17 protein-coding genes are annotated in these 21169 nt (G+C 46.5%); 6 read left to right on the plus strand and 11 right to left on the minus strand.

Features of this window, described 5'->3' with window-relative positions; genetic code table 11:
• Positions 1-159: 159 nt before the first annotated feature.
• The 3 genes from AAFP14_RS01635 to AAFP14_RS01645 form a co-directional block, all read right to left on the minus strand.
• On the minus strand, positions 160-735 hold the full coding sequence (locus AAFP14_RS01635) for an anti-sigma factor family protein (protein WP_341730586.1): 576 nt from the start codon (positions 733-735) through the stop codon (positions 160-162).
• A 142-nt stretch (positions 736-877) separates the two neighbouring features.
• Entirely contained in the window at positions 878-1537 is a 660-nt protein-coding gene (locus AAFP14_RS01640; RefSeq protein WP_341730587.1) for a sigma-70 family RNA polymerase sigma factor, read from the minus strand.
• Positions 1538-1657: 120 nt separating this feature from the next.
• The gene (locus tag AAFP14_RS01645; protein WP_341730588.1) at positions 1658-2146 is read right to left on the minus strand and encodes a molybdenum cofactor biosynthesis protein MoaE; all 489 of its coding nucleotides are present in this window, start codon (positions 2144-2146) and stop codon (positions 1658-1660) included.
• A gap of 475 nt (positions 2147-2621) precedes the next feature.
• Between AAFP14_RS01645 and AAFP14_RS01650 the strand changes: the two genes are divergently transcribed.
• Positions 2622-3017 carry an SH3 domain-containing protein gene (locus tag AAFP14_RS01650; RefSeq protein ID WP_341730589.1) on the plus strand — a complete coding sequence of 132 codons (396 nt, stop codon included), beginning with the start codon at positions 2622-2624 and terminating at the stop codon, positions 3015-3017.
• Positions 3018-3109: 92 nt separating this feature from the next.
• Here AAFP14_RS01650 and AAFP14_RS01655 read toward each other — a convergent pair whose 3' ends face one another.
• Positions 3110-4090, minus strand: coding sequence for an aspartate carbamoyltransferase catalytic subunit (locus tag AAFP14_RS01655; protein WP_341730590.1), 981 nt, complete (start codon positions 4088-4090; stop codon positions 3110-3112).
• Between the two features lie 248 nt (positions 4091-4338).
• Positions 4339-5520 (minus strand): RNA-guided endonuclease InsQ/TnpB family protein, encoded by a 1182-nt coding sequence (locus tag AAFP14_RS01660; protein WP_341730591.1) that lies wholly within the window; start codon positions 5518-5520, stop codon positions 4339-4341.
• A 239-nt stretch (positions 5521-5759) separates the two neighbouring features.
• Between AAFP14_RS01660 and AAFP14_RS01665 the strand changes: the two genes are divergently transcribed.
• Together AAFP14_RS01665 and AAFP14_RS01670 are read left to right on the plus strand one after the other, a co-directional pair.
• Positions 5760-6203, plus strand: a complete 444-nt coding sequence (locus tag AAFP14_RS01665) for a hypothetical protein (RefSeq protein WP_341730592.1) — start codon at positions 5760-5762, stop codon at positions 6201-6203.
• A 356-nt stretch (positions 6204-6559) separates the two neighbouring features.
• On the plus strand, positions 6560-6778 hold the full coding sequence (locus AAFP14_RS01670) for a DUF4327 family protein (protein WP_341730593.1): 219 nt from the start codon (positions 6560-6562) through the stop codon (positions 6776-6778).
• A gap of 150 nt (positions 6779-6928) precedes the next feature.
• On the opposite strand, the gene AAFP14_RS01675 is transcribed toward AAFP14_RS01670, so the two are convergent.
• Positions 6929-8170 (minus strand): FHA domain-containing serine/threonine-protein kinase, encoded by a 1242-nt coding sequence (locus AAFP14_RS01675; protein ID WP_341730594.1) that lies wholly within the window; start codon positions 8168-8170, stop codon positions 6929-6931.
• Positions 8171-8658: 488 nt separating this feature from the next.
• Between AAFP14_RS01675 and AAFP14_RS01680 the strand changes: the two genes are divergently transcribed.
• Positions 8659-9354: a PEP-CTERM sorting domain-containing protein gene (locus tag AAFP14_RS01680; protein WP_341730595.1), complete on the plus strand. Its 696-nt coding sequence runs from the start codon at positions 8659-8661 to the stop codon at positions 9352-9354.
• Here the strand turns inward: AAFP14_RS01680 and AAFP14_RS01685 are convergent.
• The 5 genes from AAFP14_RS01685 to AAFP14_RS01705 form a co-directional block, all read right to left on the minus strand.
• Positions 9351-11603 carry a serine/threonine phosphatase gene (locus tag AAFP14_RS01685; RefSeq protein WP_341730596.1) on the minus strand — a complete coding sequence of 751 codons (2253 nt, stop codon included), beginning with the start codon at positions 11601-11603 and terminating at the stop codon, positions 9351-9353. The genes AAFP14_RS01680 and AAFP14_RS01685 overlap by 4 nt on opposite strands.
• Positions 11604-11868: 265 nt before the next feature.
• A complete protein-coding gene (locus AAFP14_RS01690) occupies positions 11869-14415 on the minus strand; it encodes a single-stranded-DNA-specific exonuclease RecJ (RefSeq protein ID WP_341730597.1) in 2547 nt (848 codons plus the stop codon).
• Positions 14416-14540: 125 nt separating this feature from the next.
• Positions 14541-14939, minus strand: a complete 399-nt coding sequence (psb27, locus tag AAFP14_RS01695) for a photosystem II protein Psb27 (protein WP_340524981.1) — start codon at positions 14937-14939, stop codon at positions 14541-14543.
• 147 nt (positions 14940-15086) lie between these two features.
• Positions 15087-16343 (minus strand): DNA replication/repair protein RecF, encoded by a 1257-nt coding sequence (locus AAFP14_RS01700; protein ID WP_341730598.1) that lies wholly within the window; start codon positions 16341-16343, stop codon positions 15087-15089.
• 228 nt (positions 16344-16571) lie between these two features.
• Positions 16572-19394 (minus strand): cation-translocating P-type ATPase, encoded by a 2823-nt coding sequence (locus tag AAFP14_RS01705; RefSeq protein ID WP_341730599.1) that lies wholly within the window; start codon positions 19392-19394, stop codon positions 16572-16574.
• 491 nt (positions 19395-19885) lie between these two features.
• Here AAFP14_RS01705 and AAFP14_RS01710 point away from each other — a divergent pair, with 491 nt between their 5' ends.
• Positions 19886-20086 carry a hypothetical protein gene (locus AAFP14_RS01710; protein ID WP_341730600.1) on the plus strand — a complete coding sequence of 67 codons (201 nt, stop codon included), beginning with the start codon at positions 19886-19888 and terminating at the stop codon, positions 20084-20086.
• Positions 20087-20636: 550 nt separating this feature from the next.
• Positions 20637-21155 carry a phycocyanin subunit beta gene (locus AAFP14_RS01715; protein WP_341730601.1) on the plus strand — a complete coding sequence of 173 codons (519 nt, stop codon included), beginning with the start codon at positions 20637-20639 and terminating at the stop codon, positions 21153-21155.
• Positions 21156-21169: the final 14 nt, after the last annotated feature.

Below are 21169 nucleotides of genomic sequence, written 5' to 3' on the forward strand. Positions count from 1 at the left end.
GGTAAAAAACCTAAGTTTTCCAATTATTATAAATCTGTTTGAAAAAAACAGCGGTTGTTGAGAAATTTGTAGTGCAAAGCGGCGACTTCTTGAAGAAGTCGCCGCTTTCGGTTTTGGGTTTTTCAGGCAAAATCAATGGAATCTGTTGAGCTAAAACTCTTACTTGTGGCCAGATTTGGGAATTTCCACCACCGGTGCATCGACTCCGAGGAGCAAATCGTTAGGATTAATAATCTCCACCACAGGCTCGTTTAATGCCACCACCAAACCGTCATATTCAGGATTAACGGGGGATTGAGCAAACTGGGGACTGAAGGATTGGCGGCCACTACTGACACCAGACACTACCGCGACCAACAAAGCTGCGATCGCGCATCCACCCCAGACTATCATCCGTTTCGGCTTGCGTTCAACTCGCTGCAACACCTTGGCGGCCAACTCCTGTGCCGATTGTGCCGAAGGCGGTACCGGAAGAGACTGAAAACTCTGCTGCATAGTTAGCAGTCGCGAGTACAAAGCTTTAGTGGCGGGGTCCGTTGCCAGCCATTCCTCAACTTGCCGCCGTTCGGCAGCAGTAACTTCGCCATCGAGGTAGGCGCTGAGCATTTCAAAGCGATCGCAAGTCATAGTAGTTACATTCCCCTGAGCATGATTTTGTTGAGCTTGATTCCTAGCGAGTGCATCCCCGCCACCTTGGTGATGCTGATTGTGTTCCGATTCAAAGTTAGATTTCATAATTTATACTGCTTCCTCACATTCGGGAAAGTATCACCTCTCCCTTAGTATTATTTAGAGCTTATTTATATTGACAAATAGAAGTTTTGATGTTAGCTAAAACTTCACCAAATCTTCTGTTGTTACCTGGCAAATCACTAGACTAATTACCGTCTAGATATTTTTGCAATTGCAACTGCAATCTTTGGCGAGCTCTGGCAATTCTCGACTTGACAGTGCCGAGAGAAACTCCTGTCATTTCAGCTATTTCTTCATAGGCTAACCCTTGGATTTCTCTCAAAACAATGGTCGTGCGGAATACTTCTGGTAAATCCGCGATCGCCTCCCGCAATTGGTCGTAAAATTCTCTGGTCGTCAAATCTTCCTCCGGTCCCGGACAATCTGCCGGAATCTCCCAATCGACTTCCCCATCTTCGAGAGTACGGGGTACATCCAGGGAGAGGGGAGTGCGGACGCGCTTGCGCTTGCGCAGCTCATCATAAAATAAATTTGTGGCAATGCGACTCAGCCAGCCCCTAAATTTGACAGGCTCTTGTAAGCGATTGATATTTCGATAAACTCGAATCCAGACTTCCTGAGCCAAATCAGGGCGGTCTTGCCAGTCAGGGGCCAAGTGATAGAGAACGCGATCGACATGGGATTGATATCGCTTCAACAGTTCTGAAAAAGCAGCGCTTTCAGGTCGATTTCCTTCCTGACACCGCAACACCAAGTCATAGTTAGAGAGTTTTTCCGCTGGCAATTGCACTCTTTGAACGGTCGCCACAACCGCAGACCAGGACACTGAAATAAAGTCACTCATGGGTGGAATCGGGTCATCGAACATTCCATGATTTTTGACGTTGCGCTATCTTCGGAAGTTCCCAAACAGGCCAATAGACAGGAGAGAGTGGGCAGGGCTAGGGGGGGTGACTTCTTGCTTCTAACCAGCAACTTCGCACGCACCAATATTAACCCAACTACTAGAACCATCAGCCCAATGTTCCTTTTTCCAAATGGGAACATGATGTTTGAGCGTGTCTATCCCGTACTGACAAGCTGCAAAGGCCTCCCGTCGGTGGGGACAGCCCACGGCTACCAACACGCTGATTTCCCCCACTTCCAAGCGTCCGACGCGGTGATGAATGACTACTCGATTGACATCAGCCCACTGGCGACGAATTTCCGTGGCGATTTCCTGGAATACTCTCACCGCCATTGGTTCGTAAGCTTGGTACTCTAGGGCAATTACAGGTTTACCCTCAGTTTGGTTGCGGACAGTACCGCTCATCAATACCACCGCTCCGTTAGCTTCGTCATCTGCCAAAGTGTAGATTTCTTCTACAGATAAAGGGGCAAAAGTAATGGCAAAACTGTCTTGCCGATTGGGTTGAGGAACTGTGTTGATGGATAGAGCAGCGCCATAATTCATGGTTGGGAAATAGTGCTGGAGAACTTAATTTATCTTGACACAATGCCAGTGGCGATCGCTCGATGTTTACCGGATCTAATTTATTATCGATCGCACTGTAACCAATCAATCAGCAAATTTTAGGCGATCGACAGTATCATTTATCTATCCAGGAATCAATCTCGAACCCCAAGTCATTTGTTGATTCCCATCGCAATGATACAAATACCTCAAATCAGAGCGTCCGAGCATTCCCCCCTCACCCAAGATTTTCAGCAGCCGATGTAAACTTTATTGATTTTTTTGCCATCCAAGCTGCTGACATGGCATCATATACCTGTGCAGGATTCAGGCAAATAGTCTAATATTCGGTAACAGCAAGACCCTAAAAGTTCTTTGTGCCTTCTGTGACACATAAGTTAATAATTAGAGCTTGTAATCGATTTTTTGATCTGAGTCTCCAGCGACAACAGTTAACAACAATCATGAGGAAACTATGGAAGCACTAGCATTGAACCACTCTTTTGTTGCTTATGAATCTCCAGAGTCTGAACTCCAGCTCAAGTCCTTAGACGAACTGGGTTTAAAAATTCCTAATTCTGCATGGGTAGGCGTTGTAGGTATGGCCGTAGCTTTATCTGTGGTGAGTATTCCTGGGGAAGCCCAGGCAAGTTGTGGGTATCGCAAATGCGGTGGTCATCACAAGTATCACAGCTCTACCCAAGTTGTTACCAATGGCGGGCGACTGAATATCCGCCACCGACCCACTAAATGTTCTCATGTCATTGGCAAGTTATATGATGGAGATTATGTGGCATTGAGTGGTCGTTACAAACATGGTTGGGCCCAACTCGCAAACGGTGGCTGGGTATCTGCTGCCTGGATTCAATAAATCTTAACTAGAAAAGTTTATTTTTCTAGAAAGAGTGTTAATCGTTACCAAGTCGAGCCTGGTAACGATTATTTTCAATAGCAACCGCAAGTTTAAACTTTACCGCCACCGATCAGGTAAAGTAAGGCCATCCGCACCGCCACCCCGCTGGTAACTTGCTGAGAAATGAGACTAAATTGGGGATCGTCCATCAAATCGGAACTAATTTCCACGCCACGGTTCACCGGACCTGGGTGTAAAACCTTGACATCGGGTTTGCAGAGTTGGAGTCGATCGCGCGTAATCCCATACAGAGAATGATACTCTCGTAAACTCGGTAGCAAATTCTGGCTCATCCGTTCCTTTTGCAGGCGCAAAGTCATCACAAAATCAGCATCGGCCAAAGCAGGTTCGAGATGCCAGTGCAAACATAACTTACCTTCCCTACCTTCGCCGCACTCAGCAAACAAAAGTGGGAGTAAAGTAGGCGGTCCGGCGAGGTGAACTTGAGCCCCGGAAGCCGTTAAACTCCAGATATTAGACCGGGCTACCCGCGAATGCAAAATATCCCCAACCACAGCAATTTTTTTGCCTGCTAAAAGTTTCAGTCTCGGACGTTCGGGATCTAAAAGAGAACAGATAGTAAAAAGGTCTAACAAACCTTGGGAAGGGTGTTCGTGCTGACCATCTCCAGCATTGAGAACACTGACTCTCGAACCCAATCGATCCATTTCCGAGGCAATAGTGCTAGGCACTCCCGCCTGTCCGTGGCGGATTACCATCAAATCCGTCCCCATGGCCAGATAAGTCTTAGCCGTATCGAGAATCGTCTCTCCCTTGGTGAGAGAAGAGCTACCAGGGGTAAAATTGAGGGTATCGGCTGAAAGTCGCTTTGCAGCCAACTCAAAACTATTGCGAGTCCGGGTAGAAGGCTCAAAAAACAAGTTCGCCACGACTTGACCCTGCAAAGCTGGCACTTTCTTGGTGCGGCGGCCGAGTACCTCCCGAAAACTCGCCGCCGTTTGCAGCACTGTATCGTATTCGTCGGAAGTAAAATCAGCCAGAGTGAGAATGTGGCGCCGAGTCCAAGTCATAGAGTTAAGTCGAGAGTAGCAAGTTTCAAGTGAACAAACCTGACGGTCAACTGAGTACAGTTAGACCGCAGGCTTCTTTTTCCTTTTTTGCAAAGGCTTTTGTGAGTGACGGAGTTCCCCCGCCACTTTCTTAAAAGACTCCTGAATGCGGATTTGTGTACAGCCGCCCAGAATGTTCGATCGAGATTTAGTGATAATCTTGACATCCACCCCGGCGTAAACGCACGGGGATTCCTAAGACTCACGACTTAGGTTTCTGCTTCCGTCCTCAGAGGGGATTTCGCACCAGCCTTAACAGATTTACTCTGTTCGGGTCTTACAGTCGCTCCACAGACTGCCACGGCAAGCCCTGCCGCCAAAATATTCTTTGCCGCGTTGATGTCTCGGTCATGGTGCGTCCCGCAATTAGGACAATACCATTCCCGGATATTCAACGGCATCTTGTCAACGATATGTCCGCAATTGCCACACCGTTTTGAACTCGGAAACCATCGGTCAATCTTAATTAAAGTACGACCGTACCCATCGCACTTGTAATCTAGTTGTCTGACTAATTCCCCCCAACTTGCATCACTTATAGCTAGAGCAAGTTTCCGGTTTTTAACCAGATTCTTCACAGCTAAGTCTTCTACGGCGATGGTTTGGTTTTCACGCACCAACCGTGTTGTTAACTTGTGAAGATGATCTTTCCTTGCATCAGTAATTTCTTGATGCACTTTCGCTACTTTAAGCCGTGCTTTGTGACGGTTGTTTGACCCTTTTTGCTTGCGACTTAAGGCTTTCTGCGCTCTTCTAAGCTTGCGATACTTTGCCTTGAATCCTTTGGGATTGGCAATCTTTTCGCCAGTGCTTAGAGTGAGCAAGCTTGTAACTCCCAGGTCGATGCCGACTTGATTATCTGTTTTGGGTAGTGTTTCAATTTCAACATCTACCAGCAGAGAAACCGACCACCTACCTGATGGTGCAAGCTTCACGCTTAAGGTTGATGGTATGGCACCATCAGGTAGTGTCCGGCTCCAGCGAATTGGTAACGCTTGTGTGCTTTTTGCTAGGTAGACTTGTCCATCTCTGAACTTAAATGCTGACTTGGTAAATTCTGCACTACCACCATTGCGTTTCTTTTTGAAGTTAGGATATTTTGCCCGCCCATCAAAAAAGTTGGTATAAGCCGTTTGTAAATGTCTCAAGCATTGCTGTAATGGCACACAGCTAACTTTGTTCAGAAAATCTAGTTCTTCGGTTTTCTTCCATTCAGTTAACATTGAAGAAGTTTCAGCATAGCCTACCCGTTTCTGTTGTGCGTACCAAGCTTCCGTTCTTGTGGCTAAAGCACGGTTGTAGACCAAACGAATACAACCCAAAGTACGTCGCAACAAACTTTCTTGTTCCGGCGTTGGGTAGAATCGATAGCTGAAGGCTTTTAGTGTCATGCTGACCTTAAGTACGCTTCACATACTAGCACGTCTTGTGTGAAATGGTAGATATTAACAAAAATTCATGTAAAGCCGTCCTAAAAGGACGGGGTTTCAGACCCATTTTTTTGATGAACAGTATCCAACAAATTTTGACAACCTTTGCCGCCAGTACAGTTATAATGGGTTTGTATAGCTGTAGTATGCTGCCCCCTAACCGCATCCAGTCTCGCAGATTACACGCTAACAGTGTACCTATGGCAATCTCGCTCAAAGTCGAGTCAGCAGCAGCCAGCCAAACACCTTCGCTTCTGTCTGCGACTCCAGGGATGCAGCTATCAGACACTGCAAAGATAGTCACAGTTACAGTCTACGAACCAGACTCTGAGTGCAAAACACTGATGCCCCAGCCAATTTCACTCCCTGCTGAAAAATCGCTGTTAGCAGCAGTGTCTAAGATTCTGGAAAGACAATATGGCGGTGACTTAAACTTTGCTTATCGGGTAAGTGTCGATCGAAACAGTGGCAAGGCTATAATAGATTTGCGAGTCTCCCCCGACTCCAAACGTACTTTGACTTCCATGTCAACCTGCGAACAGCTAGCTATCTTCGGCAGTTTGCGCAAAACTCTCATCGCTAACCCAGTGTGGAACGTGAAACAAGTGCAGTTCACATCGCGGGGAGAAGACATTTCGCTGTAGCAGCATCTAGCTGTAGTTGCAGGAATTTGCCAAATCTTGTCAAAAACAGGACTCCGGCAGTCATCGCAACTAACAAAAGCTAGAAATAGTCAAGGCCACCCATAACCAGTCGCTAATCAACAGCAGATAGTGGTGGCACTTAAAGATGATCAATTCTTTCGAGTCAGTCTTGACTATTAAGTCTTGCTTATAGCCCCTTGTCAAAACCAACGATGTTAAGATATAAGTTGAAGATGTAGCTTCCCGAAAAAAATCTACACGTATCTTGGTGAAACTGTTCTTGGCGAAACTGCGACAAAAAGTGAGAGCCGGGAAGTTGTAATTACAAGCAAGATTTAAACAATTCAAGAGGTATTATGAACCAGCAGGTTATACAGCCGATGGTTAAGTTCCAGCGTCAGGTGCAATCTCTCGTCACGTCTGACATCATCAAACCGACAGACAGCATTTGGAAGATTGCTCTGCTATACGGGGACGAATGGCCCTACTGGAAGCAGCAACTCACAGAGTTTGACTTTTCCATGCAAGACCCCGTGAGCGAGTTGTTAGCTGTAGAAGCTTGGGACGAAGAATAAGAGCAACGACAAGGAAGACTAGGGTGTTTAGAAATAGGGGGTTTCCAAACATCCTCAGAGCTGATACTAAATAAAGGTTTTTTTGAGCGACTTTTGCTGACATTAAAGAAATCATGAACAAAAAATACAGGTTCTAACTTCTGCCTGCCTTCAAAGGCAAGCTGCTAAAGCTTGAGCTAATTGTTTAGCAGTTTGAAACCTGTCCCCAGGTTTAGCTGCTGTGGTTTTTAAGATAATTTCTCGCAATTTTGGGGTAATAGTGGGAATATTTTCGAGCTTAAAACCATAACCTCCAGCTATCTTGCCGTAATACTTTTGCGGGCCGTTGGCGGTGAGCAAAAAAATCAAAGTAGGGCCAATAGCATATAAATCCGACTGAGGAAGAGGCTGTCCCCGGTCTTGTTCAGGCGCTGTGTAACCTTCAACGCCGATGCGAGTACCCGGAGGAGTGCCAATTTCTTTAACAGCGCCAAAATCGAGCACTGAAATGCCATTGTCTCGATGTCGGACTAGCAAATTAGCAGGTTTAATATCCCGGTGGACGATGGGAGGTTTTTGAGAGTGAATGTATTCCAAAACTTCACAGCTTTGAATCATCCACTCTATAGCCTGCTGCGGAGTAACAGGGCCGCGGTTATAGATGCGTTTTTCTAAATCCTCGCCGTGGAGCATTTCCATCACCAAGTATTTTTTGCCCCCTTCGACAAAAAAGTCAAAAAACTGAGGAATTCCGGGATGATGGAGAGATTTGAGGGTCTTAGCTTCCCGTTCAAAAAGTTCTTGAGCTTTGGCGATTTGAGCCATGTCAGCATTCATTTCCTTGAGAACTACCAAAGAAGCTGCGGGGGAACTTCCTGGTTGTTGAGCTTTTGCTTTGTCTCGATCCCAAGCTAAGGTGGTTGTTCCCATACCGCCTTGACCCAAAGTTCGTAGCACTTGGTAGTTTCGCACCGTGCGCTCGACTTTAATCGGTTCGCCACAGTGGATGCAGAATAAATTACCAGGGGGGTTTCCCGCATGGGTGCATAGGGGAGAGGGACGAGCAATGGGAGGCATGGTTTCGATTTTGCCACCACAAGCAATGGTGGTGACTTGGAAATGTAGCAGTGGGCCACCTCGCGCTAACTGGATTAAAGCACCGTCGGATATCCATCCCTGAGATAAAAGCATACCGTTAACAAAAGTCCCATTAGTCCCAGAATTGACTAAATACCACTGACTAGATGCACCACTTTTAATTCTTTGCAATTCCAGGTGCTGCCGGGAGACTAGAGCATTGGGGATCACAACGTGATTTTCAGGAGAACGGCCGATGCGAACAATGGATTCGCTTTCAAAACTCCACTGTTGCAGAGGGGTATTTTGTTCTGGATCTAAAAGGGTCAGCAGCATTTTCAATTGATGTGGTTGAGATCCGTTGTTTGGCAGTGGCGGGCAAAAGATAATTTACAGGTTGAGAGTATAGGGAATTAAGTAAGGAAATTTTAAGGATTAATAACTAAAAATTAAACATAATTAAATTTTGTAATATTCAAGGGGGAATTTTTGGTTTTTAATCAGAAACAACTAACAATAGATGCGCTGATTCCCCTAGGAGTTGTAGCCAGAAGTTTGATTAAATCTTCATAATAGCGTAATTTTTATTAAAGATTTGATAAACATGATTATTGGAGATGTTTCTGGTGGGTATTCATGTGTAAAATTACGGAGCGCTAAGTCCACGGGGTTAAAGGTAACAAATGCCGATCGGGGATTGTCGATCGCTTAAAGAAGTCGGCAATGGGGGTATTTGGTATTTTTAATTGACTTACTTTAGCAGAGGAAGTTCAAAAACAAAACTCCTCGATGCAATACTTGACAATACAAAAATTAGGTGAACAATGACTAATATTTTAGGTAAATTTGCTGTTGCTGTGACAGGTACTGTTCTGGGATTTGCCTTGACTGGGGTCAACTCAGCACAGGCGGCCTCACTTAATTTTAGTTTAAGTTTTTTTGATTCGAGTAACTCTCTAGTAGGTGAAGGCTCCTTCAGCTATGATGGCTCGACTCCTTATCAAGACACTATTTTATCTAGCTTCTCAATGCCGCCCCTAGAAATAAAAGCGAGCAATCAATGGTTCGCGCTCACAAGCTTTTCGGCAACGGTATGGGGGAAATCCTGGGATTTGTCTAAAGCGAGTTCAGGAGACAGGGGTGAACTACTTACTCCTTTGCTGTGGGCCCCCTTCGATACGGTGAAAACACGGTTTGTGTTTGATGCTAAGGTCATAGGCAGTGGAGTTATAGCTCAATTAGCAAGTCAATGGGCTTTTGGTAATTATCGCATTCTGCCAGCTTTGGGAATATTTGGCGAAGGTTTCGGTGCTGGCGGAGGGAGGATTAGTTGGATGCAATCGGGTGGGGGACAATCCAATGGAAAATCCGTCAACACTGGATATTTGATAGTAGAGGAAATCCAGCCCTGCCATGAAAATTCGGAGGCTGTTCCCGAACCTGCGACTGTTGCAGGTTTAGGTCTGGCGGCCGCTGGCTTGGGAGCGGCCAAGAAAAAGTGGGTAGCCTCCAAAGTCTAAAATCGCGATGTCCCGACTAGGGCCCGAATCACAATGGCTGTGATATTGTCATGACCATTGTGTTTGTTGCCTAGTTCTATTAACTTCGCCACTCCTTGCTCCAAATTAGCTTGTGAGTCTAAGAGTGGTTCGAGACAGGTCTGCCAGTAGGTTTCCAAAACATTATTGTCTGTCAGACCGTCAGAAGCCAAAATCAATAAAGTATCTTCAGACAATTCTAAAAACTGGACATCAGGTTTGAGAAAATTACTGTCTCGTGGGCCGATGGCTTGAGTCAGTTGATAGGCATCGGGGCGAGAATATGCTGTTTCGGGGTCAACCCCGCGCTTAATTTCCCGCTGGCCTACTTCATGGTCTGAGGTGAGTTTTTCTAGGGATTGTCCTTTTCGGAGTTGGTAGAGGCGGCTGTCGCCTACATGGGCAAAGGCCACTTGGGTGTCTTGAACTAAGACTGTGACTAGAGTTGTACCCATGCGACCACTGCCGGAACGGCTTTCCTTTTGGTTGATTTCAAAGATGGCTTTGTTGGCTAATAAAATGCCCTTGCGGATAGTTTCTGCGGAAGGGAGTTGATTCTCCCAACTGGTTTGAAAGAATTCTCTGAGGGTTTCGGCGGCTAGTTGACTGGCGACTTCGCCACTGTCGTGTCCGCCCATGCCGTCACAGAGAATGTACAGTCCTTTGGTTTGGAAGGTTCTACCGAAGGATGTTTCGAGCTTGTTGATTTGAGTCCAGATGCTGAAGAAGTCTTCGTTGTGGGCGCGCTGGAGTCCGACATCGGTGATACCTGCGTCTTCCAAGCTGTAAATCTGCACTGGCATGGGCTGGGTTAAGACTTCCCCTGGGTCGGGACTGGGTTCTTCGGGTTTGCCAAATTGGAAGCGTGTGGGAGTGGAAGTTTTTGCTGGTTCGGGTTGGAGTTCTAGGGGGACGGTCTCTAGGCGCGATCGCAATTCGTCTATGGTATGAATTTCGCCCCTGTACATTTCTTGCAGGAGTTCGAGCAAGGCGCCAAATTGGGTGCGATCGGACTGGTTAAATATGGTCTGCCACAATTGCCCCAAATCTAGCAGTTGCAGGTTGGAGTCGGGGGGTTCGGGATAGAGACGTTGCAGCCGCAAAGAGGCTAATGCAAAGGAAGAGTCGGGGTTGACTAGCAAATTTGTCAGTTCCAACAAACTTTGGCGACAGCGCCAGGGTTCTAGGGCTGCCCACAGTTCTGTCATTTCGTGGAGCCAGTACAGAATTTGTTGGGTGGAGGTTTCGGGTTGACTCCAGCGTTCTATGAGCAGTGGCCACTGGGAGCAGTCTTCTAACAGCAGCACTGCTTGTTGGTTTTCTAGCCAGCTATCGTGAATGACTGGGAGGTTTTGGGAGAATTGCCATCTCAGAGCTAGATAAGGTTCGGCTATGCCTTGGCACAGCTTTTCTAGGGCGGAGTCGGTGAAGTTGGCTCTGGGTTCTAGGGCTCCTCTGTAGGGGGAGGCTCGTTTGGCGACGGTGGCAGAATTGGCTGCTAGGAGGGCTTTGAGGGGTGACATTTGCAGTGGCTGACAGTCTAAGACTGTTACGGCTACTGTGTCTGAGGGTTTTCTTGGTGGTAGGGTTTCTAGGAGTTGGTAGCGCTGTTGGCTGTCGAGATAGGCTCCTGCTGGCTGGGAAGGGATTAAGTTTTGGGAGTTGGAAGTGGGGAGTTCGGAAGCTTGGGGAGGGGTGTTGGCGATGGTTGGGCGATCGCGATTTTCTGTGGATTCCTGTTGGGCTTCAGGGTCTGTAGTGGTGTCCAAATTGCTTTGGGATGGGGTTATTTGGCTGTCTAGTGGTGCATTAGTGCTTTTTTGGTCTGTTTGAAAGGATTCGGGGACGATCGCGCTCACGCCGACTACAGCATCGATTGGTGGTTCAACTGCTGCTGGGACTAATGCTGGGTCTTGGGCTGGGGTGATGATTTCTGTTGGAGTTGCGTCTGTTGGGAATTCAACGGAGTTGGCGATGGGGGTGCTTTGGGGAAGAGTGTCTGGTTGTGGTGGCTGTTCCTCTGTCTCAACTGCTGGCAAATTCGATCGACCGCAAATAATTGCTTGCCACACTTGACCTGTTGCGGTGCCACAATTCTGACATTCTTTGGCGCTCACAGCGACTTGGACGCCGCATTGGGGACAAGATTTGTAAGTTAGGGAATTTCCGCATTGTTGACAAAACTTGTTTTGATTGGGATTTTCAAACTGGCAGCGGGGACACAGGAGCATAGGGGTTAAAAATTTGAAGATGTGCGATCGAATTTAAGAGGGAGGGAGTTTTGGGTTCTTCTGAGTTTTGGGCAAGAGTTGCAACGGATAACTCCCATTGTCCTATGACCTATTTTATCGGCATGAATTGAGAACGAAGATATTTCTGGGAATCGAGATGTGACACTTTGGTGGGGGGGGGTTCTCCTGTGGTGCCGATAACAAAGTTGATGTGTTGTCTAACCTGTCAGAGATGCTGTTCCTGAGAATGTGGTTTTTGGTTGAGTTAGAAAGGAATTGCTGGGGAATCTTCTTGGAAAAAAGTCTCTCTGGCGATGGATTGAATGGTGGACAGGGGTACTTGACAGAAATATTGACGCCGGAATTGTTCTTCGGAGACTGCTGCTAGGAATTTTGCTGTCCAGTGGGCTAGTTGTCGAGAATTGGAATTGGAGAATTGGGTGGATTGGCTAGGTAATAAGGATTTGGAGATGTTATTTCCTCTGTTTTCCGTTTCGGCTTGTCTGGTGATGTAAAAGGCTCGATCGCGATAATTGACTTTGAAACCAAGATGGGTTAAGGTTTTGAACCCCAATTGCAGGGATGTGTCGCTGATGCCGAGTTTGTGGCCTAGTTGCTGTCTGGTTACAGGTTTTTGGGTGCGGCTGAGATATTTGGCGATACCGATTAGCTGTTGCCAGATTTGCTCAGGGGGGACTGCTGGGGGTAAGCTGTAGGCGATCGCCAGTTTTTGTTGATTGTGCTGTGCTTTTCTCAACCAAATCCGCATTTCATCCCAACTTGTGGGGCATTTTTGGAGGATGAGGCAGTTTGGTCGATCGAATATTTCGGAGGAATCAACTCGATGTTCTGCTGATATTGGAGAGGCTAAGTTTTTGCTGGCTGCTAATAATTCTGCCTCTGGATTGCCACTCCGCCAGTCTAATATCCAATCTATTTGATTGGTCGGCTGGATGGGGTTTGATTCTTGGCGAGAACGCAATGCTATCAGTCGCACTTCATATTGTTCTTCATAGGTATTGAAGTCTAGTTCCACTATAGCATCGCATCGACCTTCAGGAATTTCGTCTCGGTAGTGTCCCCACCAAATACCGGGAAATCCTGTATTGACAGATTCATCCCAAATTTTAAATCTGGTTTTGATATATTTAATTTCTTGTCCTTTCCCATCTTTGATATTTTTATTCCAAACATTGTCAAACCAGCAGTTAAGAATCAGTAATTTTGGTGCGGGATTTCCCATACCGCAGGGTTCGAGTAATTTTAATTCTTGAAAGAGGTTTTTTCCTAACTCAGCAACAGTAATTGTGAGGTCTGCTTGGACGGGAGATGGTGTCAAACTTTCGGTGCTGTATTTCTGCCGTAGTTGCTGGTTGACAGCATCGGTAAATAGGGGGATATTTTCCACGGGCAGACTCAATCCAGCGGCGAAGGGATGACCGCCAAATCTATCTAATAAATGTGCTTGGTCTTTGACTAATTGGTAAAGGTCGATTTGATTGGTGGAACGGGCAGAACCTCTGGCAATTCGGGATTGGGAGACTGTGGGTATTTCTGAGTCTAAAGATTGGATCGATTCTGTTTCTGGGAGAGTTTCGTTGATTTCTGGTGTGGCTTCGGTGCTGAATAAAATTACGGGGCGGCCGTATTCTTGGGCGATTTGTCCGGCTACCAATCCTAATACTCCTAGGGCCCATTGGGGGTCAGAGAGGACGATGACGCTAGTAGTGGACAGGTCTAGTTTGGCTAATTTTTGGGCTGCATCTTTGGCTACAGATGTTTGTAAAGATTTGCGCCTGGAGTTGGCTATTTCGGTTAAGAGTGCTAGTTCTTCGCAGCGTTTTTTGTCGCGGCTGGTGAGGAGTTCTACGCAGAAACTGGCGTCGCCTTGGATGCGGCTAACGGCGTTGATGCGGGGGCCTAGTCCGAAGGAAATGTCTGTGGGGCGATCGCCATTTTTGTTGCACAATTGTAGTAATTTAGCCACCCCCGGACGAGTGGGATGTTTGAGTTGTTTTTGTAGTTGTTGTATGCCCAGTTGAGCTAGGTAGCGACTGTCTCCTGTGAGTTGGACTAAATCGGCGATTAATCCGATGGCTACTAATTCTAATAACTCTGTTAAAGCAACCTGGGGAATATCTGGCAATGTTTGATATAGTGCTTCGATTAATTTGTAGGCGACGGCGACACCGGATAGGTGAAAAAGTTGATGATTTGATGGGAGGTATCGGGGATTGATAATGGCTACTGCGTCAGGGCGATCGTCGGGGAGGGTATGATGATCTGTAATAATTATATCTATGCCTAAACTTGTGGCATATTTGATTTCGGCGATATTTGTACTGCCGGTGTCGCAGGTAATAATTAGGTTAACGCCGGAGGTTTTTAAGGTGTTTATGCCGGGAATATTGAGACCGTGAGATTCTGTTAAACGATTGGGAATATAATAAATTAGTTGGTCATTTTGGGAAAATATTTTGCCAAGTCCATCCCAGAGTACGGAGGTTGAGGTGATACCGTCGGCATCGAAGTCTCCCCAAATTGCGACTTTTTCACCCTGGTTTTTTGCTTGATGGATTCTGTTTATTGCCCAGTTCATTTCTTGCCCGAATTCCCAGGGACTTGCGGGCTGGTAAAGTTGGGGATTTAAGAATCCGGGTATTTGTTCTGGGTTTTTAATGCCTCGATACCAGAGGAGTGCTGCGGCATAGTTTCCAGGGAGTTCCGGTGCGTGTTTGTTGACAGCTTGGATTAGCCAAGCTGGGACTTGAGTTGAGGGTTGAGTTTGCCAGTTTTGATGGGGTTCTGTCATAGGATGATTTTAACAGAATTGATTGCCAATCAAAGTATCAATATCAGAAACCCGGTTGTTTAAAATAACCGGGTTTCGAGAGAAAGTCATCATAACTTTCTCGTTCAACTCTCAAAATAAAAGAATTAAGCTCCTCTTTTGAGAGCCATTTCTACCTGCTGAAATTCTGCTTCAAGACGCTTTTTCAACTTTTCAGGAACGGGACGATTTGGATAGGAACTGTAATGTCCGGCCAAAGAGTTTAAAGCTGTTCGCATTGTTGTGAAAGATGAAAGCTTGGTAAGAGCGGGATCGCGACGGTAAGCAGCAGCAAAGTCATTGATTTTTGTGCGAGAATCTGCTTGAGCTGCTGCTTTTTCCGGCGTACCCTCTGGTAAAGTCAGCGAGGTTCTCAAGCTGGTTACTAAGTCTAATGTGTCTTGGCGGTAGTCTCCGCTGAGAGTGGCTGGAACATTGGTACAGCCACTGATGCCTAGGACAACAACTAATACTAGGGCTAACAGACGGGAAATGTAATGCTTCATAAGGGTTTAGAGAAATGGCAGCCAAATTCGCGATCGAATATTAACCTTTATCCTATCTCGAATCAGGATACCGATGTCAATTTACCCAAAAATATCTCCATACCATGAAATATATATTTTGTCAATGTCAATCTCAAAATCCCCTATCTAAAATTGATGGATTTGTCCTGCAACAACGGTCAGAATTTGAGTTTGTTCCAGCCATTGAGAGTCAAAAGCGCCTAAATGGGTAGTAGTAATTAGAGTTTGAAATCGTTCTTGAATGGTTTCTAAAAGTTGATTTTGGCGGTTGAGATCGAGTTCTGCAAGTACGTCGTCTAGCAACAGCAAAGGTGGTTCGCCAACGACTTCTTCAATAAGCTGCAATTCGGCTAGTTTTAAGGCTAATACCAGAGTTCGTTGCTGGCCTTGAGATCCGTATTGACGAGCGGGTGTATTGTTAATGGTAAATGTAATATCATCACGGTGGGGACCGACTAAAGTAGTACCTTGAATTTTTTCGGCGATCGCCCTTTGTTGAATTTTATCTAAAAATGCTTGCCGCACTCCTTCAAGATTGTCTTTAGCGATGAATTCTTGCCCTACTTCAATATTAGCAGCGTACTTCACATCCAAAAGTTCTGTAGAACCGCTAATGGAAGAGTGCCAATTGCGAGCTAAGGGTATCAATCGATCTAAAATGCGATCGCGCCTACGGATCACACGAGCACCCGCCGTTGCTAATTGTGCATCCCACAATGCTAATTCTGTATTGGGAATGGGGGATTGGGCAACCCCCCCCTCACCCAGAAGGGGGGAAAAAATGGGGAATTGTTCTCTATTTGGTGAGAAGGGAGTTTCGTTTCCCATAAATTGCATTTTGTCAATAGTTTCGGAAACATCGGTTTTTCTAATTTCCTTAGAGCTTTTTAATAGAGCGTTGCGTTGGCGCAAAATTTGGTTATATTGCTGCAAAATATGAGCGTAAATTGGTTCTAATTGGATTACGAGGCGATCGATCCAATGTCGCCTTATTTCCGGGGCACCGCGCACTAAGTCCAAATCTAAACAAGAAAATTGCACGACATTTAAGACGCTCAAAAAGTCCAAATGACGGCGCAGAGGTTCGCCGTTAATCTTGCATACACGGCGTGCCTGGGAGCGCATAGTTAATGCTAATTCTATCGAGCCGGTTTGACGCTCTAGGCTGGCATCTATTTGCCCCATGGGTTTGGAGTCGAGGATTAAATCGCGATCGCGCGTGGCCCTGTGACTTTTTAATGTGGAAAGCAATTCTACTGCTTCTAATAAATTCGACTTTCCCTGAGCGTTATTGCCTACTAAAATGGTTTTTGGAGCGTCAAATACTACTTTTTGGTCTAGGTAATTGCGAAATTGTCGGAGGTGAATATTTTTGAGATACATGATAATATAGCACTTTTGTAATATCGGGTAATTGGGAATTGGGAATGGGTAATTGGTAATTAGTAATGCCCGATGCCCCATCCCCCTAGGGCAGGGGGGGTTCCCCATTACCCATTACAGGCTCACCTAACTGAGAAAGGCTATATCTCAATTTTGATTAGATCGGAATTATTTAACCACAGAGAGCGCAGAGGACGCAGAGGAAGAGAATTGAGAAGATATTGATGGTTATCGGCTGGGTTTGTAGAAGCGTATAAACAGTTTTTCCATTTCAATCCAGACAAACATTAGGGCGCTGAAACCGAAGCAAACCATTAATTCAAATAAACTCAAATAGTGAGTTCCAAAAAATGTTCTGAGTGGGGGAACGTAAATTAGTAGCATTTGCATAAAAGTTGTAACTATCACTGCACCCCACACAAAGATATTGGTGAAGGGATTTAATTCAATAGTTAGCTGAGTTTGGGAACGACAGGCGATCGCGTGACCCATTTGTGCTAGACAGAGAGTGGTGAATACCATCGTTTTCCAAGCTTCTCGATCGCCCTGATAATTTGCCGCATGAGTGTATCCGTAAGCCCAGGACATCATGGTTATGGTCAAAATTGCAAAAATAATCCCGATCCGAATCATGTAAGAACCCAAACCCCGCGCAAAAATACTTTCTCGCGGACTAAAGGGAGGTTTCTTCATCACATTCGGTTCGGCTGGTTCTACCGCTAAAGCTAACGCTGGAACTCCGTCAGTAACTAAGTTCATCCACAAAATTTGTAGGGGAGTCAGCGGTACTCCTCCTAAACCCATTAAAGGGGCGGCGGCGATGGTCAAAACTTCGCCAATATTACTGCCTAAAATGTACTTGATAAAACGCCGAATATTAGTATAGACTACTCGTCCTTCTTCAGCGGCGGCGACAATAGTGGCAAAGTTGTCATCTAGCAGCACCATATCACTAGCTTCTTTGCTGACATCGGTGCCGGTAATGCCCATGGCGATGCCGATATCGGCTTGTTTTAAAGCAGGGGCATCGTTAACGCCGTCACCTGTCATGGCGACAAATTTGCCCCAACTTTGCAAGGCTTGGACTATTCGCAATTTGTGCTCTGGGGAGACGCGGGCGTAAACGCTAACGTGCTCTACTTGGTGTTTGAGTTCTTCTTGGCTGAGTTTTTCTAATTCTTGACCCGTGAGGACTCGATCGCCTACACTGGCAATTCCCAAATCCTGGGCGATCGCCTTAGCAGTCAGTTGGTGATCCCCGGTAATCATCACCACGCGAATCCCTGCATCCCGGCATTTCACTACAGCTTCCCGTACTTCCGGGCGCGGTGCATCTAGCATACTCACCAACCCCAACCAAATCATGTCTTGTTCGCTGGTTTCTTCGGAACCTGATGGTGGTAAGTTTTCCCATAGTTTGTAAGCAAAGCCGAGGACTCGCAAACCGCTACTTGCCATATCATTGTTTTCGGCAAGGATGCGATCGCGCATTTCCTGTGTTATGGGTTGAATTCGATCGCCCACAATCATGCCCTGACATCGCTCCAAAGTCAACTCTGGAGAACCTTTGGTCAACATTAAATAATTGGGTTCTTCTCCTTCGGGTTTGGGAAATCCGCAATTGTGCGATCGCCCTGGTAGTTGGCAAATTACGCTCATCCGCTTGCGTTCGGAAGAAAACGGAAATTCTGCCGTCCGTGGCAGTAATTGAGACTGCATATCTTTATATATGCCTGCTTTGGCGGCAAAAGATAGCAGGGCTCCCTCGGTGGGATCTCCCAAAATTGTCCATTCTTGCTGTTGGTGCTGCAAAAATGCGTCGTTGCAAACTGCACAAGCTATTAATAAGGCTTCGAGTTCTGGATATGCTTCTAAGTTATCAATTGGGGCCGATTTTTGGCGATCGGTAAAAATGCCGATCGGGTTATAACCCGATCCGTCGATGCCGACATCAGAATTGCCTGTGTGTACTCGCTGAACTACCATTTTATTTTGGGTCAGGGTACCGGTTTTGTCGGAACAAATAGTAGTTACTGAACCCAAGGTTTCTACGGCTGGTAGTTTGCGAATCAGGGCCTGCCGCTTCACCATCCGCTTGGTTCCCAGGGCTAAAGTGACTGTGACAACTGCTGCGAGTCCTTCGGGGACAACGGCTACAGCCATACTCAGAGATACTTCTAAGAGTTCTTCAAATTTGCTGGTATCGAACCCAAGGCTGCCATTTTGGAAGGTAATCATGCCGCCGATGACGACGATCAGGACTAAAATCATCGCACCGGAGACTAGAACATTCGCCAACTGGCTCATCCGTCGTTGCAGGGGAGTTGGTTCGGTTTCTACGGAGGCAAGCATGGTGGCGATTTTGCCTAGTTCTGTTTGCATTCCGGTGTTGGTGACGATCGCCTTGGCGCGCCCTTGTACAACTTCTGTGCCCTGAAAAATCAAGTTGAGGCGATCGCCCAAGGAAGCATTTTCTGCAAGTTCCAGATTCGCTTCTTTGGTTACTGCTAAGGCTTCTCCTGTTAATGCAGATTCTCTGACTTGCAGGTTGGATGCTTCGATCAATCGCGCATCTGCGGCTATTTTCACTCCGGCTTCCAGGAGCATGATGTCTCCGGGGACGACTTCTTTAGCTGCTATTTCTGAAGTTGTGCCGTCTCGCACCACTCTGACTAGGGGGGATGAGAGGTTTTTGAGGGCTGCGAGGGCTTTTTCGGCTCTGCTTTCTTGGAGATAGCCGAGAATGCCGTTGAGGATGACGATCGCAAAAATGGCGATCGCATCTTTGGGAAAGTTGTTGGATTTGATATCCAAGAAACCGGAAATTATGGCTACCGCCATCAGCATCAACAACATGATGTTGGTGAATTGATCGATAAAAATCGACCAAGGGCTGCGGCCTGCTGTTTCTTCTAGTTCGTTCTTGCCGTATTGCTGTAGGCGTTCTGATACCTGTTGAGCCCTTAAGCCAGTGTCTTTGTTGCTGCTGAGCTGTTTCAGGGTTGTGTCGATTGCTACGGTGTGCCAAGAAGACGGAGGATTTGAAGACATAAATTACCATCGAGCATGGGGCATAAAGGTGGCTGTGACCCTACAGCTACAGCCAGTGGAGGGGGCGATCGGGCATTGGGAAGAGTTAAGAGGAAGGAGGAAGCTAGAAACCTCTCTCTGGCTCTGTCTGTATAGGTACTCCTGATTGCACTAATCCACCTTACCAAACTTACCAAAAATCAGGAATTTCCGTGGGCCAACAGACTCTATTCAAAGATCGGGGATAGGGAGATGAGGAGAGGGATTGAAGGCTCGGCCACAAGTTGGTAACGATGTAATTTAAATGCCGAACAACTTAGTAAATTAATTTTTTACCGTGATTAATTCATGATATTTTGTGACTATTAAGCGTTCATCGGAACGCCGTTCTATATCAAGCTTGAAGCAGAATTTTATGTTACGAAAACGTCGTTTAGTCAGTCGTTCTGGACCTAGGACTTGATGACATCCAGAGATGCCCCGCCGCCCGACACAGCACAGTAACCCCACTTATGGCACACCCGGCAATAGATAAAGCGTTCCATAAATTTCCTTCCTATTTGCGCCGTGGTGCAATCATGTTTGCTGTCGGGCAAGTCAGTAGCTACATGACTCGATACAGGGATTGGCAGTCCGGTCAGAGTCGGAATCGTAATTTGAGGGATTTCCTTCAAGCAGATCGCTTCGCTACCGCTAACTGGCGATCGGGTTGAATGTGTCGCTGTTTTTTTGCTTTGCCAAATTTATCTTGTGAAAGTTTAATTATCTTAACTTCTTTTAACAATAGGCTCAAACCCCGGACATCAGGAAGGTGGACTCCTGAGAAGGCCTTGGGGATTTGGCAAAACCTACCAGAAAATTATGGGCATCGGAGGCGATCGCCAGACTATAACCATTGCCACAGTAGTCTTCCAGTCTCAGCCTCTCTTAACAGATAAATTCCTGTAATAATTTGTAATAAACAAACACTCGTCAGCATTGTATAAAGGGTAGGAGAGGGTTGAAGGGGCAGGCTAAAGTTAACAAAAACACTGTTTGACAAGGTTTGTCGCATCTCATAAAAGATGTAAAATATTCTAAGGTTTCTTAAACGTCCGTTGCAATGTAACAATGGTACAGGTAGCGGAAAGGGAGAGATCGAGCCGCTCAGCTAATTAGCTGGTGTCAACCCTCAACCCTTACAGGCGATCGGCCTGAACAAATTTAACTTAACGGTTTTATACCGCAACCAAACTCAATTAACTCAAGTAGGAGAGTTGTTTCATGTTAGACGCCTTTACAAAAGTAGTTTCCCAAGCTGACGCTCGTGGCGAATTCTTGGCAGCAGGTCAACTAGATGCCCTCAGCAGCATGGTTGCAGACAGCAACAAGCGCATTGATGCAGTTAACCGCATCACCAGCAACGCTTCCACAATCGTTGCCAATGCAGCTCGCTCTTTGTTTGCTGAGCAACCTCAATTGATCGCCCCAGGCGGCAACGCTTACACCAGCCGTCGCATGGCAGCTTGCTTGCGCGACATGGAAATCATCTTGCGCTATGTCACCTATGCAACTTTCGCAGGTGATGCCAGCGTTCTTGATGACCGTTGCTTGAACGGCTTGCGGGAAACCTACCTGGCCTTGGGCACTCCTGGTGCTTCAGTAGCAGCAGGCGTCCAAAAAATGAAGGAAGCCGCGATCGCGATTGCTAACGACCCCAACGGTGTTACTCGTGGCGATTGCAGCTCGCTGATGTCCGAAATCGGTGGCTACTTCGACCGTGCAGCTAGTGCAGTCGGCTAAAAATAGCTCAGCGA

This window comes from Microcoleus sp. EPA2 (genome assembly GCA_020882975.1).
Taxonomy (GTDB): domain Bacteria; phylum Cyanobacteriota; class Cyanobacteriia; order Cyanobacteriales; family Microcoleaceae; genus Microcoleus.

Bases quoted from the DNA above. Each gene is read 5' to 3' on its own strand.
- AAFP14_RS01705 (WP_341730599.1), bottom strand. From the start codon at position 19,394: ATGTCTTCAAATCCTCCGTCTTCTTGGCACACCGTAGCAATCGACACA.
- AAFP14_RS01715 (WP_341730601.1), top strand. From the start codon at position 20,637: ATGTTAGACGCCTTTACAAAAGTAGTTTCCCAAGCTGACGCTCGTGGC.
- AAFP14_RS01670 (WP_341730593.1), top strand. From the start codon at position 6,560: ATGAACCAGCAGGTTATACAGCCGATGGTTAAGTTCCAGCGTCAGGTG.
- AAFP14_RS01650 (WP_341730589.1), top strand. From the start codon at position 2,622: ATGGAAGCACTAGCATTGAACCACTCTTTTGTTGCTTATGAATCTCCA.
- AAFP14_RS01680 (WP_341730595.1), top strand. From the start codon at position 8,659: ATGACTAATATTTTAGGTAAATTTGCTGTTGCTGTGACAGGTACTGTT.
- AAFP14_RS01690 (WP_341730597.1), bottom strand. From the start codon at position 14,415: ATGACAGAACCCCATCAAAACTGGCAAACTCAACCCTCAACTCAAGTC.
- AAFP14_RS01710 (WP_341730600.1), top strand. From the start codon at position 19,886: ATGGCACACCCGGCAATAGATAAAGCGTTCCATAAATTTCCTTCCTAT.
- AAFP14_RS01640 (WP_341730587.1), bottom strand. From the start codon at position 1,537: ATGAGTGACTTTATTTCAGTGTCCTGGTCTGCGGTTGTGGCGACCGTT.
- AAFP14_RS01700 (WP_341730598.1), bottom strand. From the start codon at position 16,343: ATGTATCTCAAAAATATTCACCTCCGACAATTTCGCAATTACCTAGAC.
- AAFP14_RS01645 (WP_341730588.1), bottom strand. From the start codon at position 2,146: ATGAATTATGGCGCTGCTCTATCCATCAACACAGTTCCTCAACCCAAT.
- AAFP14_RS01675 (WP_341730594.1), bottom strand. From the start codon at position 8,170: ATGCTGCTGACCCTTTTAGATCCAGAACAAAATACCCCTCTGCAACAG.
- psb27 (WP_340524981.1), bottom strand. From the start codon at position 14,939: ATGAAGCATTACATTTCCCGTCTGTTAGCCCTAGTATTAGTTGTTGTC.
- AAFP14_RS01635 (WP_341730586.1), bottom strand. From the start codon at position 735: ATGAAATCTAACTTTGAATCGGAACACAATCAGCATCACCAAGGTGGC.
- AAFP14_RS01665 (WP_341730592.1), top strand. From the start codon at position 5,760: ATGGCAATCTCGCTCAAAGTCGAGTCAGCAGCAGCCAGCCAAACACCT.
- AAFP14_RS01685 (WP_341730596.1), bottom strand. From the start codon at position 11,603: ATGCTCCTGTGTCCCCGCTGCCAGTTTGAAAATCCCAATCAAAACAAG.
- AAFP14_RS01660 (WP_341730591.1), bottom strand. From the start codon at position 5,520: ATGACACTAAAAGCCTTCAGCTATCGATTCTACCCAACGCCGGAACAA.
- AAFP14_RS01655 (WP_341730590.1), bottom strand. From the start codon at position 4,090: ATGACTTGGACTCGGCGCCACATTCTCACTCTGGCTGATTTTACTTCC.